This window comes from Bacillus sp. FSL K6-1005, from assembly GCF_038000225.1.
GTDB lineage: Bacteria > Bacillota > Bacilli > Bacillales > Bacillaceae > Bacillus > Bacillus mojavensis.
Window position 1 is genome coordinate 2465585 of sequence record NZ_JBBOBP010000001.1, and the last position, 15868, is coordinate 2481452.

Sequence of the window (15868 nt, forward strand, 5' to 3'; positions counted from 1 at the left end):
AATTAAAAATATTAATCAGAGGGAGAATGGAAATGGATTTCAAATGGCTTCACACCTTTGTGACCGCTGCGAAATATGAAAACTTCAGAAAAACAGCGGAAACGCTTTTTTTATCTCAGCCCACTGTAACCGTACATATCAAGCAATTAGAAAAAGAAATCAGCTGCAAGCTGTTCGAGCGAAAAGGCAGACAGATTCAGTTAACCGATGAAGGCAGGGCTTATTTGCCGTTTGCACTGAGGCTGCTTGATGACTATGAAAACAGCATGGCAGAGCTCCACAGAGTAAGACAAGGCTACTCTCAAACCTTACAGCTCGCGGTTTCGCCGCTTATTGCCGATACTGTGCTTCCATCTGTTATGAAACGATACACATCAATGAATACTGAAACAGAAATTGCAGTGAAGATTTTTGAATCGGCAGAAATCTCGTCTCTGATTAAATCTGGCGAGGCGGATATCGGACTGAGCTGTTTAAAAGTCCAGTCTTCTTCTTTAACATGCCACTGTTTATATAAGGACCCAGTCGTCCTCGTTGCGCCTCCTGATCGGCGCTTCACAGCAGACGAAGAAATTGATGCCAAAGAGGTGCTTGAGCAGTACCTGCTTTTGACCCACAATCATCCTGACTACTGGGACGACTTACTCCGTCAAGTCAGAGTGACCCTTCCTTTTGTGAGGACAATGAAAGTCACACAAACCCATATAACGAAACGGTTTATAAAAGAAGGACTTGGCGTTTCATTCCTCCCCTTATCTACAGTAAAGCGCGAATTAGAGGAGAAACAGATGATCAGAATCCCTTACCATTCTGTGCAGCTGCCCTATGCCGGTGCTTATGCGATCGCCCTTTATGAAAATAAGAAGGAAAAAAAGTTTTTGGACTTTTTATCACATTTTCATTTTTAGATGTAACCAAAACAAAGATGCTCCGTCTAATGAAAAAAACCCGTTCTATGAACGGGTTACTTTGTAAAATTAGAATCTTTTCGCACCAAGGTAGCGAGGCTTCCAGTAGCTGTTGTTCAGGCTGCTGATTTGTACGCCGTCAGATCCTGCATGAACGAAACTGTTGTTTCCAACGTAAATCCCCATGTGAGAAGGGCCGGATTTATATGTTGTAAAGAATACGAAATCACCGACAGACGGGCTGGCAATGCTCTTCATGGAGCTCCAATATCCCGCAGTGCTCGTTCTTGCCACACTTGTTTGTTTGTTTAATACGTACCAAATGAATCCGCTGCAGTCAAAACCGGAAGTTGTTGTTCCGCCCCATTTGTACGGCGTTCCAGTTAGCGCTTTTGCATCAGAGACCAGTTTGCTTACGTTAAGTGATGTAGATGATACTTTGTTGCTTGAGCTAGATGAAGGCTTAGATGAAGTTACAGTTTTTGAACCTGTTCCTTTCACCTTCAATACTTGTCCGACATAGATTAAATCTGATTTTAAGCCATTGAGACTCTTTAATTTGCTAACCGTTGTACCGTATTTTTTCGCGATTTTAGATAGACTGTCGCCGCGCACTACTTTGTATGTAGAAGTTGCAGACGTAGACACGTTTGATGAGCTTGAACTGCTTGAACTGCTTGAACTGCTTGAGCCCTTCACTTTCAGAACTTGTCCGATACGGAGAAGATCTGATTTTAAGCCATTCAGTTTTTTCAGTTCATTGATCGTCATGCCGTATTTTTTGGAAATTTTCCAAAGACTGTCGCCGCTCACTACTTTGTATGTAGAAGAAGATGAACTGCTTTTTGAACTTGATGCTGTCGATTTACCGTTGATGGATAAAGTCTGTCCTGCGTAAATGATATCGGAATGAAGCTTGTTTTCTGATTTAATTTTACTTATTGTCGTGCCGTATTTTCTTGAAAGATCCCATAACGTGTCGCCTTTTTTTACCTTGACGCTTTGTGCAGATGCCGCTCCTGCAAATAAAGTCGATCCTAAAACAACCGCTGTTGTAGCTGTAATGATTTGCTTTTTCATGTTTTCCTCCCTAAATATGTATATCTATGTTTATCTCTTTTTTTAATTAATCATCTTGTTTTCTATTATAAGGTTGTATTCCCAATAGAAATAGTCTTGACTTCACGTGACAAATTTCTTAATTATTCGTTTTCAAAAAAAGTTTTTAAGGGTATTAAATATTTCATTTTCGTTTCAAAGGTGACAAAAAACGAGTCCTTTTGTCATGTTATTTGGGCGCTTTATCAACAATTAGGAAATAATTGAAGGGGATTTAGGTATTTAGAACATAGCGGAAGAATGAGAGACTGATAGCATTCGATAAAAACTGCGTTTATTCGCAGTTTTTTTATTTAAACAACCATATCACGCATCAAACTTGTGGTAAAGATTTTTCTGGAAAAATGAATGCTTTGATAAAAGAAAGGCAAGATAACGGAACAGCCATTTTATATTCATCACAATCCTTTACTGAATATTTACAGGATCAATTGCCGCACTTTACAAACATTCCCTATCGTAATAAGCAGAACAAATTAAAGGAGGCCTGCAAGAAAATGAGCCTGTTTCAAAAAATGAAATCAAAATTGCTGCCAGTCGCAGCTGTTTCCGTGCTTACAGCCGGTATATTCGCCGGTGCAGAGCTGCAGCAGACCGAAAAAGCAAGCGCCAAAAAACAAAACAAAGATGAGATCAGAAATGTCATTGTGATGATTGGTGACGGCATGGGAGCATCATACATAAATGCCTACCGTTCCTTGAAAAATAACGGTGAAACACCCAACAACCCGACGTTAACTGAATTTGACCGGAACCTGACAGGTATGATGATGACGCATCCGGATGACCCTGACTATAATATTACAGATTCAGCAGCAGCCGGAACAGCATTAGCGACAGGCGTTAAGACATATAACAATGCAATTGGCGTCGATAAAAATGGAAAAAAAGTAAAATCAATACTTGAAGAAGCCAAACAGCAAGGCAAGTCAACAGGGCTTGTCGCAACTTCTGAAATTAACCACGCCACACCCGCAGCATACGGCACCCACAATGAATCTCGGAAAAACATGAACCAGATCGCCAACAGCTATATGGATGATAAAATAAAAGGCAAACAAAAAATTGACGTTTTGCTTGGCGGCGGAAAATCCTACTTTACCCGCAAGGACAGAAATTTAACGAAAGAATTTAAACAAGCGGGCTACAGCTATGTGACAACAAAACAAGCGCTGAAGAAAAATAAAGATCAGCAGGTGCTCGGGCTTTTTGCAGACGGAGGGCTTGATAAAGCGCTCGACCGCGACAGCAAAACCCCATCCCTGAAAGATATGACTGTTTCAGCAATTGACCGGCTGAATCAAAATAAAAAAGGATTTTTCTTGATGGTCGAAGGCAGCCAAATTGACTGGGCCGCTCATGACAATGATACTGTCGGAGCCATGAGCGAGGTAAGAGATTTTGAACAGGCGTATAAAGCTGCCATTGAATTCGCGAAAAAAGATAAACATACGCTGGTGATAGCAGCTGCTGATCATACGACAGGCGGATTTACCATTGGGGCAAACGGTGAAAAAAATTGGCATGCGGCGCCTATATTGGCCGCGAAAAAAACACCTGAATTTATGGCCAAAAAAATCAGCGAAGGCAAACCTGTCAAAGATGTGCTGGCCCGCTATACAGATCTGGATTTTACACGTGAAGAAATCAAAAGCGTTGAAGCCGCTTCACAAGCTGACAAAAGCAAAGGCGCATACAAAGCCATCATCAAGATTTTCAACACCCGTTCTAACAGCGGCTGGACCAGTACCGATCATACCGGTGAAGAAGTGCCGGTATACGCGTACGGCCCCGGAAAAGAGAAATTCAGCGGACTGATCAACAATACCGACCAGGCAAAAATCATATTTAGGATTTTGAAAACAGGAAAATAAAAAGGATGCAGATCGCTGCATCCTTCTTTCTTATAAATACCTGCGGTGAACCCCTTTTCCGTCATACGAAAACATCACTTGCTTATCCTCCAGCACGGATTCGATATGCACGCTTCTTCCCCACAGCTGGTATAAATAAGGAAGCACTTTCTCCAAGTATTTCAAATCCAGTTCTATGCCCTCATACCAATGCTTAATTAAGAGCTCGTTATTTTTCAAATAATCCCCATCGTCTACAGTCAAATATGGAAAGCCACCGTTTACCCGCATGCTCACAAGCTGGTCGCGCACAGCCTCCCACTCTTTATCGACGATTTTGTAGTCTCTGCCCTGCTTTTGAAACAAGTAAAGGTCCTCGCGCATCACTAAATCTTTTGTTAAATAATTGCGGATGAATGAGATATCTGATTCAATCTCTCTGACTTCAAACATTTTTTCCCGGCCCGCGTTCGGCTTGACGCCCATTTTCTTCATTTCCTCAGTCGGATTGTTATACCGTTCCTCAATATCTTCAAAAATCTTCAGTCCCAAATAATAAGGGTTGATTCCCGTTTTTGACGGCTGGACAACCCCGGCATTCAGCTTGGCGAACTCTATCGCTTCATCAGAGGTTAAATCAAGCTCCCGGATAATTCTTTGATGCCAGTATGAAGCCCATCCTTCATTCATTATCTTCGTTTCCAGCTGAGGCCAGAAATAAAGCATTTCTTCTCTCATCATCGTCAAAATATCACGCTGCCACGGCTCAAGTTCCCTTGAATGCTCCTCAATAAAAAGCAGAATATCTTTTTCGGGGCGAGGCGGGAAAGGTTTTTTTGATTTTTTCAATTGTTTTCTCGGTTTCTTCTCATCTAAATTCCATAGATCATCGTACGGCGTAGCCATTTCCTCACACTCTTCTTCCTCATCATCCACACTCCACTGGAGCTTCGGACGCACCAAAGACGGATCGATATGCTCCTGGATTGAAAGAATCGCGTCTAAAAAGGCCTCTACTTCCTGTATTCCATGAATGCGTTCATAATGCTTAATCCGCTCTGCCGTGGCTGCCATGCTTTCCACCATGTCACGCTTCGTGTTTTGGAAGCGGCAGTTGTTTTTGAAAAAGTCACAGTGGGCGAGAACGTGGGCGACAATTAATTTATTTTGAATCAGTGAATTGCTGTCCAGCAAAAAGGCGTAGCATGGGTCTGAGTTAATGACAAGCTCATAAATTTTGCTTAATCCAAGGTCATAATGCAGTTTCATTTTGTGAAACTGTTTCCCGAAGCTCCAGTGACTGAATCTCGTCGGCATCCCGTATGCGCCGAATGTATAAATAATTTCAGCCGGGCAGATTTCATACCTCATCGGATAGAAATCAAGGCCGAATCCTTTTGCTACTTCAGTAATTTCCTCAATCGCCCGCTGTAATCCCTTTTTCTCCTCCGCGTTCAACCGAATCCCCCCTACTTGGACTTATCTATAATGTATGAGCCCGCCTGACAAAAGATGATAAGTCACATTTCTGCCTGACAAAAACGTGTCTGGCACACTAACCTGTTTGCCGAATGTGTCATTGAACGCAACATTCAAAAGATGAAGTTGATTACGAAAAACCGTTCAAAACAAAATCCTCCGAATGACATGCACTAAAAAAAAGCGTGTGCTCAGCTTCTATTAAAAGGAAAATTCCTTTTTTTTCATTTTATAATAGATTGTGATAAGATATAGAAAATGTCTTATTCCGAGGTCTTAATATGAAGTTAACAAATTATACAGATTATTCATTACGAGTTTTGATTTTTCTGGCTGCAGAACGTCCCGGAGAACTTTCAAATATAAAACAGATCGCCGAAACGTATTCTATTTCAAAAAATCATCTCATGAAAGTCATATATAGGCTCGGTCAGCTCGGATACGTGGAAACGATACGCGGACGAGGCGGCGGCATACGTTTAGGCATGGATCCTGAAGACATTAATATCGGGGAGGTCGTCAGAAAAACAGAAGACGATTTTAATATTGTTGAATGTTTTGATGCGAATAGAAATCTCTGTATTATTTCTCCGGTGTGCGGCTTAAAACACGTGCTTAATGAAGCGCTTATGGCCTATCTTGCCGTTTTAAACAGATACACACTGCGAGACCTTGTCAAAAACAAAGAGGAGATTATGCAGCTTTTGAAAATGAAGGAATAATTGATGATTCCTTCTTTTTTTATGCCTTTTTTCATGCGTTCTGTTAAGAAAATGTGACTGATTTTTTAAAAAAGCAAAACGATGAGATGAATCTGCCGATATAAAAAAGAAACAGCATATTCAAAATCATTGGGGGAAAAAGGAGAGCTCAGATGAAAAAAAAATTAGCAGCAGGGCTGACAGCAACCGCGATTGTCAGCTCAACATTAGCGATTACACCCGCTGAAGCAGCAACGATTAAAGTCAAAAGCGGAGATTCCTTATGGAAGCTGGCGCAAACCTATAACACAAGTGTAGCAGCCATTTCATCCGCCAACCATCTTTCGACGACCGTCCTGTCAATTGGGCAGACGCTTACCATTCCAGGCAGCAAATCCGACACTTCATCATCTTCTTCAGGGTCAAAAAAGAAGAGCGGAAATGCTGTTTACACAGTGAAAAGCGGCGATTCACTATGGCTGATTGCCAATGAGTATAAGATGTCGGTACAAGAACTGAAAAAGTTAAACGGATTGAACAGCGACATGATTCGTGCAGGCCAGAAATTAAAAGTATCCGGAAAAGCTTCACATTTAAGTTCCGGCACTTCAAGCAGCTCCAAATCGAGCTCAAGCTCTTCAGCTAAGACTGGCACTTACAAAGTGCAGCTTGGTGATTCGCTTTGGAAAATCGCAAACAAAGTCAATATGTCCATCGCTGAATTGAAGGTACTGAACAATTTGAAATCAGATACCATTTATGTGAATCAAGTGTTAAAAACAAAATCAGCGGGTTCTCATTCGTCATCTAAAGACAATTCATCCAAATCGAATCAATCAGCGTCAGCAACAACGAAGTACACCGTGAAAAGCGGCGACTCACTTTGGAAAATCGCAAACAAATATAACCTGACTGTACAGCAAATCCGAAACAGCAACAATCTGAAATCAGACGTTCTGTACGTTGGACAAGTGCTAAAGCTGACCGGCCAATCATCTTCCGGCACATCAACATCACCGTCTTCGTCAAATTCAAGCTCCGGCACCACGACGACTACATATACGGTGAAGAGCGGTGATTCCTTATGGGTGATCGCTCAAAAGTTCAATGTGACAGCCCAGCAGATTCGGGAGAAAAACAACTTGAAAACCGATGTTTTACAAATCGGCCAGAAGCTCACGATTACAGGCAAAGCTTCATCCCCTTCTTCAAGTTCCGGATCTTCAGGCAGCACCATCTCAACCAGCGCGAAGATTAACAAAATGATCGCGGCCGCTAAGGAGCAGCTTGGCGTTCCATATCGCTGGGGAGGAACGACACCGGCCGGATTTGACTGCAGCGGATTCATTTACTATGCGCTAAACAAAGTCACATCTGTATCCAGATTAACGGCGGCCGGCTACTGGAATACCATGAAATCTGTCAGCCAGCCTGCAGTCGGAGACTTTGTCTTCTTTTCGACATACAAAGCCGGTCCTTCTCACGTCGGGATTTACCTTGGAAACGGGGAATTCATTAATGCCAACGATTCCGGGGTCGTCATTTCAAATATGAACAACTCATACTGGAAACAGCGCTACCTCGGTGCAAAGCGTTATTTCTAAAAATGAAACTGTATGGCCTTTGTCGGCTGTACAGTTTTTTATTAAAGACGAAACACATTGATGCTGATCATATGTTTTGTCACAGGGTGAAAATATACTTCAGCTCGCACGGAAAATGTTTCGTCATTCTGGCTGACGGTCACCCGAAAAACATCCTTTGTCTGCTGGTCATTCACCTCGGTCCGCCCCATATAGGCGTAATCGGAAAAAGAAGCCCCTTTATATTCATCTTGAATTTTACTCCAAGCGAGCTGTTCCCACTTTTGAACAGACTCGTTCATGTTTTCTGAATGCCCTTTTGCAGCCATTGATACGAGGATTAGTCCGCAAAAAAGAAGCGCAATCATATACGGCAGAGATTTCATGTGTTCAGTCTCCTGTACCCAGATTATTTTCCTCTTAGGTTTTCCAAAACGGCTTTCTTCATTCAGACATTTTCATTTTATGTCTCCCTCATATTGCTACCCCAGTTCTGACGCAGACACCAAGTTTTGCACCGTCAATAACAGCTGATACGGCATAAACTAATCCTGAACTTCTCACACAGGAAAGGAGAAGCGGTTGACATGGATTATGCTGATTATGACAAAGCACTGTATTACACCCATCGTTCCCAATGGGATAACTTATTAATTTTAATGGTGCGGACAGAGGATGATTTGTTATCAAAACGAATTGAGCACTTTTTGCATGCATACCATTTTGAACAGGATTATGCTGTATTAGAAAAGGTGCTGTATTCTCTTCTCCGCTATATTGACCATGCCACTGAGCTGACATATGAGGATCAATTAACGCTTCTCACATAAAACAAACCCCGGGGTTAGACGCCGGGGTTTCCTGTATTTGCGAACATGTGCAATTCTTCCATCAGCTCTTTTATGCTGACCGCCATGTGTTCTGTTACTGTTGCATTTTCCACATCAATTGTTACCGGATCAAGCACAAGCTGCCTCGGAATGACATTGGCATATAAGCCCCGCATCACGGCAATCGCATCCGCTTCGCTGACACGCTGCTTTAGCTCCTGTACCCGCATAAGTTCAGCCTGGTCGGCTTCACCGTTAAATAACGGCAATATAAATTCGCTTAAATCAATCAAATCCGTGTGATACAGAGATGATATAAAGGCTGCCGCAACTCTTGTCCTGCCATGTTTTCTCGGCGAGCCGCTCATGACTAATATGTTCATTTGGTGATCTCTCCATTCAGGTTGTATTTCACTGCAAATAACGCCGCTTGTGTACGGTCCGCCAGCTCAAGCTTTGCTAAAAGATTAGACACATGAGTTTTTACTGTTTTTTCTGAAATAAACAACGATGCCGCGATTTCTTTATTGCTTTTTCCGCAAGCAATTTCATTTAGCACATCTCTTTCCCGCCGGGTTAATTGATAATATTTTTCTTTTTCCGGTTCATTCTGTTTTTTCATATGTGTCAGCACATGGGGCATAATAGCTGAAGATAGCATGTATTCACCTGAATAGACCTGCCTCAATGTTTTCACCAATTCCTCCGGCTCTGTATCCTTCAACTGATACGCCTTCGCTCCTGCCTGAAGCGCAGGGATGACATGCTCCTGATCGGAGTAGCTCGTCAGTATGATGATATGCACGCCGGGAAATTGCTGTACTGCTTTTTTTGTTGCCACAATTCCATCCATTTCCGGCATGGACAGATCCATCAGCACGAGATCCGGCTTTGTTTCTTCAATGACACGGAGGGCCTCAATTCCGGTTGCCGCTTCTCCGACAACGTCAATGTCGTCCTTAGTGGCAAAGAAAAAACGAAGCCCCTTCCGGACAACATGGTGATCATCCGCAATGACAATTCTCATCTCACTGTTCTTCCTTTCTGATTGGTAAGCGGAAGCCTGACGGACAGCTTCGTGCCCGCTCCAAGTTCTGATTCAATGGAAAATTCCGCGCCGGGTTGAAATGAAGTCCTTAATCTGGCAGCTTCGCCCCGGAGGATTAGAAAAAGGGCTGGCTGAAGCCATTAAAAGCTACGGCACACTGATCGGATTGAATGTCGTCTTTACACAAAACGGATGTCCGGTCCTTCGTGATGAAGAGGAGCATATGCTGTGGCGTGTCGCGCAGGAAGCCCTCAATAATTGCAAAAAGCATGCCGGGACTGATACGGCATATGTCAGAATGGCTTCTTCTTCGTCAGCATCCTGCGATAAAGTTTGAATAAAATCAATCATTTGCTGCAGGGTCTCGTCCTGTGTTAATGTCTTTGCCGCTTTGGCAGTTAAACTGACGGAAAACAGCATCTGGTTGACTGAATCATGCAGCTCCTGAGCGAGACGGTTCCGCTCCATTAAAAGAGCGTTTTTTTGTTTGTATTCAGCAAGCCTCATCCGCTGTATTGCCGTTCCGATCTGAAAAGCAACGGCCTCCAGCAAATGAAGCTCCTCCTCATCAAAAAGTGTTTTTCCGGCCGCCGCCACATTTAATAAACCAAACCGTCTGTCTCCATCTTCTAAGGGAACGGTCGCATGATGGGTAATCCCTTCTGTGTCAAAACAATGCAGCTCTTCAGCTGATTCTATGCGTTTACAGTTCATAATATTGGCTGCTTTTCTAAGTCCGCCGTTATTGAATTTCGTCAGGCAATAGCACTCCCCTTCACACATCAGCACTTTTTCCCTGCGGCTTAAAGCAGGCGGCAGGTATGCGTCTGCGGCTAAGGTATAGGAACCGTCCTCTTCAATGAGAAAGATCCATCCAGACTGAAGATTCGTTAAGCTCAGCAATTCTTTTAAAACTTCATTCAGCGTTGCTTTGACATCGTGTCCTTGATTTAAAGTCTCCGCAATGGTTTTCAGCGTTCTTAATTTTTCCATCCTCGGTTTGGTCACGTCTCTCACTCCGGCTATGGTTATTATCTAAGATTATACCAGTTTTTTGAATATTGTTACTTCGCATGACGGATGATTTTCTTTCAGACTTTTGGATGAGAATAGAAAAAAGCTGGATCACTGCATGATCCAGCTTTTTTTGAATTATGTTGCTGTTGCTTCGACAATTTCGTCAACTGTCTTCATGACATCATCAGAAAGAGCGGCAAGGCGCTGTTCACTATCTTCTAATGAAGTTCCTTTTACGGCGAAATAAAATTTGACCTTCGGCTCAGTACCAGAAGGACGGAGGCAGAACCAAGATCCGTCTTCCAGGAAGTATTTCAGCACGTTTGATTTTGGCAGGTCGATGTCTTCTTCTTTATTTTCCGTCAGAACCATCCGTTTGCTTACAGCGTAATCCTCAGCTGTTACAACCTGTTTACCGGCCATTGTTTTCGGCGGATTTTGTCTGAAGGAAGCAAGAATCGCTTCAATCTGCTCCGCTCCCTGTTTTCCTTTCAGTGTCAGTGATTTCAGTCCTTCACGATAAAAGCCATATTCTTTGAAGATATTCATTAACGCTACATATAATGACGTTCCTTGTTTCTTATAGAACGCGCAAACCTCAACTGCCAAAAGCGCGGCTTGAATGGCATCCTTGTCGCGGGCGAAATCACCGATTAAATAACCATAGCTTTCTTCATACCCGAATTGGAAGGTGTACTGGCCTGAGGCTTCGTATTCTTTAATCTTTTCACCGATAAACTTAAAGCCTGTCAATGTATCAATCGTATCGAGTCCGAATGAAGATGCGACATCGCGTCCGATTTCACTTGTTACGATTGTTTTGAGAACGACGCCATTCTCAGGCAGGATTCCTTGTTTTTTCTTTTCAGAAAGCAAATAATGAAGCAGCAGCGCGCCGGTTTGGTTTCCTGTCAGCACTGTATATTCGCCTTCATCATTTTTCACCGCAATGCCAAGGCGGTCCGCATCTGGATCTGTTGCGATAAGAATATCTGCATTTTGTTCTTCGCCAAGCTTAATAGCGTATTCAAATGCAGCATGCTCTTCCGGGTTCGGAGAAGTTACAGTTGAAAAGTCCGGATCTGGCCGTTCCTGTTCCTTCACAACCGTGACATTTTGATAACCAAGAGCTTCGAGTCCGCGTCTGACCGGTTTGTTTGCGGTTCCATGCAGCGGAGTGAAAACCACTTTCACATCCACTTCTCCGGATAACTCAGGATGAACGGAAATAGACGTCAGTTTTTCAGTATAGACCTTATCAATTTCTTCACCGATGATCTTGATTAAGCCTTTTTCTTTTAGCGCTTCTTCATCGTCAACTGTAATTGTCAGCTCATTTTCGATGGCGTTTACCTGCTCAATGACGATGTCTGCTTCCCGCGGAGGAAGCTGGCCGCCGTCATCACCGTACACTTTGTACCCATTGTATTCAGGCGGGTTATGGCTCGCCGTCACAACAATTCCGCCATAAGCGTTCAATTGTCTGACAGCGAATGACAACTCTGGCGTTGGGCGAAGCTCATCAAACACGTACGTTTGGATGCCTTGTGTAGCAAGTGTTTTTGCCGCTTCCATCGCAAACTCCGGTGATTTATGGCGGGAATCATATGCAATGACAACACCCCGTTTTTTTGCTTCCTCACCCTGCTGCAAGATGTATGCCGCGAATCCCGCTGATGCCTTGCGCACCGTGTAAATATTCATCCGATTCGTACCGGCGCCAATTTCTCCACGCATCCCCCCAGTTCCGAATTCAAGGTTTTTATAGAAGCAGTCCTCAAGAGCCTGATCATTTCCCTCTAATTCAGTGAGGAGCTTTTTTAATTCAGGATCTAAATTTTCTGTCTGTTTCCAACGTTCATAGCTCTTTCTCCAAGTCATAATTCGTCCTCCTATGTATTAGCCATATGCCATTATTTTAATATGAAGAGAGCGCCTCTGTCACTTGATATCTTGAGATCCGGCGCTTTCTGGCTCATAAAAGAAAAAACGGGCTGCAGACAGCCCGTTTTTTTTATTGCTCGATCGGCACAACCGCATCGTGTAATAGCTTGTTGAGGTTTTCTGTATGTTTGTTTTGCGTCTGCTCATCCCACTGGAATCGCTCGCTCATAAAATCAATAACGGCGTCTTTATATGTTTTTACCCAATTAATATCAAAAAATAAACGTCCCGTTCTGCGGACAAAGAAGTCAGCAGGCGTTGCAGTCAATTCTTCTTCAATGCTGTATTCCGCTTCGGCAAGGATATGAACCGGGATATTTCGCTTCACCGCCTCGTCTTTCAGCGCCTCGACTCGATTAAAGACACGCTCTACGTTGGAGCCGTATCTGATAGCCAGCTGTTTCGCATCTTTTTCTGATAAGCCGGCCGCAATGCCTTCTTTCGTTTTCGCTGTCACAAAGGATGCAAGGTTTTTAGATCCTCCGACATGCCCGCCTGAAATCGGCATGTTTTTTGTTTTGCATGGGCCGAAGTCCTTTTCGCCTTCCTCTTTTAACCGATCACGAACAAGATCGACAATGTGCTCCGCCATTTTTCTGTACCCGGTCAGCTTACCGCCGGCAATAGTGATCAAGCCTGAATCTGACGTCCAAATTTCATCTTTGCGTGAAATCTCGGAAGGATCCTTTCCTTCTTCATGAATGAGCGGACGCAGGCCAGCCCAGCTTGATTCGATATCATCCGCCTTAATATTCAGTTCCGGGAACATGTAATTAATTGAATTGATGACGTAATCACGATCCTCAGTTGTCATGCGCGGATGCTCCAGCGCCTCTTTGTAAACGGTATCGGTTGTGCCGACGTATGTTTTGCCTTCACGAGGAATAGCAAACACCATGCGGCCGTCCGGTGTATCGAAATATACCGCCTGTTTCAGAGGGAAGACAGATTGGTCAAATACAAGGTGAATACCTTTTGTATGCTGAAGGTGCTTTCCGTTTTTAGAATGGTCTTTTTCTCTAAGCTGGTCTACCCAAGGGCCTGTCGCATTGACGATTTTTTTCGCATATACTTTATATTCTTTTTTGGTCAAAACGTCTTCAATTAATACACCGACTGCTTTGCCTTTTTCATAAAGGAGTTCTTTCACTTTGGAATAATTCACAGGCTCTGCCCCGAATTTGACCGCTTCCTTCATGACTTCGATTGTCAGTCTCGCATCGTCAGTGCGGTATTCAACATAGTAGCCGCCGCCTTTTAAGCCATCTTTTTTCACCAAAGGCTCTTTTTGCAGCGTTTCTTTTGCTGAAAGCATACTTCTGCGTTCTGATTTTTTTACGCCGGCTAAGAAGTCATAAACCCTTAAACCGATAGAGGTTGTGAAAGAACCGAATGTGCCGCCTTTATGAAACGGAAGCAGCATCCATTCCGGTGTGGTGACGTGCGGGCCGTTTTCATAGACAATTGCCCGCTCTTTCCCTACCTCAGCGACCATTTTCACTTCAAATTGTTTTAAATAGCGCAAGCCGCCATGAACCAATTTTGTTGATCTGCTTGATGTTCCAGCCGCGAAATCCTGCATTTCGCTGAGTGCGACCTTCATTCCCCTTGATGCCGCGTCAAGAGCCGTACCTGCTCCTGTAATTCCTCCTCCGATAATAAATAGATCATATGTTTTTTTCGTCATGTCTGTCAGCATGCGATCCCGCTCAAGACTTGAAAATTGATTTTTCATTATTACGTTTCCTCCTTGTTGTCACGGTAAATAGAAAAAGAGACCACAACAGCCAAAGTGCATGTTCACACTTTGGTGCTGTGGTCTCTCCTCATCTCAGGACCGTTCTTATTAACTTGTCACCATTATAACATACTCTTATCTTATTTAAAAGCCATAGCTGCTTTAACGGCTTTTTGCCAGCCTGTATACAGCTCATTTCGTTTTTCTTCTTCCAATTTCGGTTCATAACGCTTATCCAGTTTCCACTGGTTGATAATTTCAGAACGATCCTTCCAGAATCCCACAGCGATACCTGCCAAATATGCCGCGCCAAGCGCAGTTGTTTCATTGATTTCCGGTCGTTCCACAGGCACATCCAAAATATCCCCTTGAAACTGCATCAAAAAGTTATTTTTAACAACGCCGCCATCCACACGAAGCGTTTTCAATGAAATCTTAGAATCCGCTTCCATTGCATCAAGCACATCTTTCGTCTGATAAGCCAATGACTCCAGCGTGGCACGGATAAAATGTTCTTTTGTTGTGCCTCTTGTCAGGCCGAAAACAGACCCGCGCACATCGCTGTCCCAGTAAGGCGTTCCCAAGCCGACAAAGGCCGGAACGACATATACGCCGTCAGTTGAATCAACCTTTTCCGCGTATGATTCGCTAAGCGAAGAGTCTTGGAACATTCTCATTCCGTCTCTAAGCCATTGGATGGCTGAGCCTGCGACAAAAATACTTCCTTCTAAAGCATATTCAACTTTACCGTCAATGCCCCAGGCGATCGTTGTCAGCAGCCCGTGTTCCGACTTAATTGCTTTTTCCCCTGTATTCATCAGCATAAAACATCCTGTGCCGTATGTGTTTTTCCCCATGCCTGCTTCAAAGCACGCCTGGCCGAACAGCGCGGACTGCTGATCGCCTGCCGCTCCCGCAATCGGAATATTTTTTCCGAAGAAGTGATAGTCAACTGTCTCCGCATACACATGAGAGGACGGTTTGACTTCAGGAAGCATTGATTTCGGCACGCCTAAAATCTCAAGCAGCTCATCGTCCCATTTCAAATCGTAAATATTAAACATCAGCGTTCTTGAGGCATTGGAATAATCCGTCACGTGCGCTTTTCCGCCTGACATTTTCCAAATGAGCCATGTATCAATCGTTCCAAACAAGAGCTCGCCTTTTTCCGCTTTTTCTCTGGCGCCTTCCACATTGTCTAAAATCCATTTCACCTTCGTGCCAGAAAAATATGGATCTATCAAAAGGCCTGTTTTATCTCTGAAGGTATCATTATATCCTTTTTCACGAAGCTCCTCGCAGATTCCAGCCGTTTGTCGTGACTGCCAAACGATCGCATTATACACAGGCTTTCCTGTATCCTTATCCCAAACAACCGCTGTTTCCCTTTGGTTGGTAATGCCGATTCCGGCAATTTGAGAGGCGCTGATTCCCGATTCCGAAATGACTGATGCGATAACAGCAAGGACAGAGCCCCAAATTTCATTTGCATTATGCTCAACCCATCCTGGATGCGGGAAGTATTGTGTAAATTCCTTTTGAGCAGAGTGAACGATCTTGCCTTCTTTATCAAACAGAATCGCTCTTGAACTTGTTGTCCCTTGATCTAAGGATAAAATGTAAGTTTCCATAAGATGTCTCCCCTTTG

General features: G+C 43.5%; 13 protein-coding genes and 2 pseudogenes. 5 read left to right on the forward strand and 10 right to left on the reverse strand.

The genetic code is table 11. The annotated features are described in order from the left end of the window. Positions 1–32 precede the first annotated feature (32 nt). Positions 33–908 (forward strand): transcriptional regulator CitR, encoded by an 876-nt coding sequence (gene citR, locus NST16_RS12990; protein WP_168747296.1) that lies wholly within the window; start codon positions 33–35, stop codon positions 906–908. 69 nt (positions 909–977) lie between these two features. On the opposite strand, the gene NST16_RS12995 is transcribed toward citR, so the two are convergent. Continuing rightward, positions 978–1988 carry a C40 family peptidase gene (locus tag NST16_RS12995; protein ID WP_340887136.1) on the reverse strand — a complete coding sequence of 337 codons (1011 nt, stop codon included), beginning with the start codon at positions 1986–1988 and terminating at the stop codon, positions 978–980. Between the two features lie 536 nt (positions 1989–2524). Between NST16_RS12995 and NST16_RS13000 the strand changes: the two genes are divergently transcribed. After that, the gene (locus NST16_RS13000) at positions 2525–3901 is read left to right on the forward strand and encodes an alkaline phosphatase (protein WP_340887137.1); all 1377 of its coding nucleotides are present in this window, start codon (positions 2525–2527) and stop codon (positions 3899–3901) included. A gap of 30 nt (positions 3902–3931) precedes the next feature. On the opposite strand, the gene spoVR is transcribed toward NST16_RS13000, so the two are convergent. Then, positions 3932–5338 carry a stage V sporulation protein SpoVR gene (gene spoVR, locus NST16_RS13005; RefSeq protein WP_029441196.1) on the reverse strand — a complete coding sequence of 469 codons (1407 nt, stop codon included), beginning with the start codon at positions 5336–5338 and terminating at the stop codon, positions 3932–3934. A gap of 302 nt (positions 5339–5640) precedes the next feature. On the opposite strand from spoVR, the gene nsrR reads away from it, so the two are divergent. Next, positions 5641–6081, forward strand: a complete 441-nt coding sequence (gene nsrR / locus NST16_RS13010) for a nitric oxide-sensing transcriptional repressor NsrR (protein ID WP_229147619.1) — start codon at positions 5641–5643, stop codon at positions 6079–6081. A 152-nt stretch (positions 6082–6233) separates the two neighbouring features. Beyond that, positions 6234–7664: a C40 family peptidase gene (locus NST16_RS13015; protein ID WP_340887138.1), complete on the forward strand. Its 1431-nt coding sequence runs from the start codon at positions 6234–6236 to the stop codon at positions 7662–7664. A gap of 41 nt (positions 7665–7705) precedes the next feature. On the opposite strand, the gene NST16_RS13020 is transcribed toward NST16_RS13015, so the two are convergent. After that, complete coding sequence (locus NST16_RS13020) at positions 7706–8029, reverse strand: YqzG/YhdC family protein (protein ID WP_340887139.1); 324 nt, start codon at positions 8027–8029, stop codon at positions 7706–7708. Positions 8030–8230: 201 nt separating this feature from the next. On the opposite strand from NST16_RS13020, the gene NST16_RS13025 reads away from it, so the two are divergent. Next, positions 8231–8473 carry a YhdB family protein gene (locus NST16_RS13025; protein ID WP_010333534.1) on the forward strand — a complete coding sequence of 81 codons (243 nt, stop codon included), beginning with the start codon at positions 8231–8233 and terminating at the stop codon, positions 8471–8473. Positions 8474–8487: 14 nt separating this feature from the next. Here NST16_RS13025 and NST16_RS13030 read toward each other — a convergent pair whose 3' ends face one another. From NST16_RS13030 to glpK, 7 genes and pseudogenes are all read right to left on the reverse strand, one after another. Then, positions 8488–8856 (reverse strand): NAD(P)H-dependent oxidoreductase, encoded by a 369-nt coding sequence (locus NST16_RS13030; RefSeq protein ID WP_340887142.1) that lies wholly within the window; start codon positions 8854–8856, stop codon positions 8488–8490. Further along, complete coding sequence (locus NST16_RS13035; protein ID WP_168747290.1) at positions 8853–9500, reverse strand: response regulator; 648 nt, start codon at positions 9498–9500, stop codon at positions 8853–8855. The genes NST16_RS13030 and NST16_RS13035 overlap by 4 nt, the downstream gene beginning before the upstream one ends. After that, positions 9497–9592, reverse strand: a pseudogene (locus tag NST16_RS20840) (hypothetical protein); the annotation flags it as partial. The pseudogene NST16_RS20840 and the gene NST16_RS13035, both read right to left, overlap by 4 nt. Positions 9593–9809: 217 nt before the next feature. After that, a pseudogene (locus NST16_RS13045) lies at positions 9810–10529 on the reverse strand (GAF domain-containing protein); the annotation flags it as partial. A gap of 144 nt (positions 10530–10673) precedes the next feature. Beyond that, positions 10674–12419, reverse strand: a complete 1746-nt coding sequence (locus tag NST16_RS13050) for a phospho-sugar mutase (protein ID WP_268446608.1) — start codon at positions 12417–12419, stop codon at positions 10674–10676. Between the two features lie 133 nt (positions 12420–12552). Beyond that, positions 12553–14220, reverse strand: coding sequence for a glycerol-3-phosphate dehydrogenase (glpD, locus tag NST16_RS13055; protein ID WP_029441193.1), 1668 nt, complete (start codon positions 14218–14220; stop codon positions 12553–12555). Positions 14221–14360: 140 nt separating this feature from the next. Next, positions 14361–15851, reverse strand: coding sequence for a glycerol kinase GlpK (gene glpK / locus NST16_RS13060; RefSeq protein ID WP_010333529.1), 1491 nt, complete (start codon positions 15849–15851; stop codon positions 14361–14363). Positions 15852–15868 lie beyond the last annotated feature (17 nt).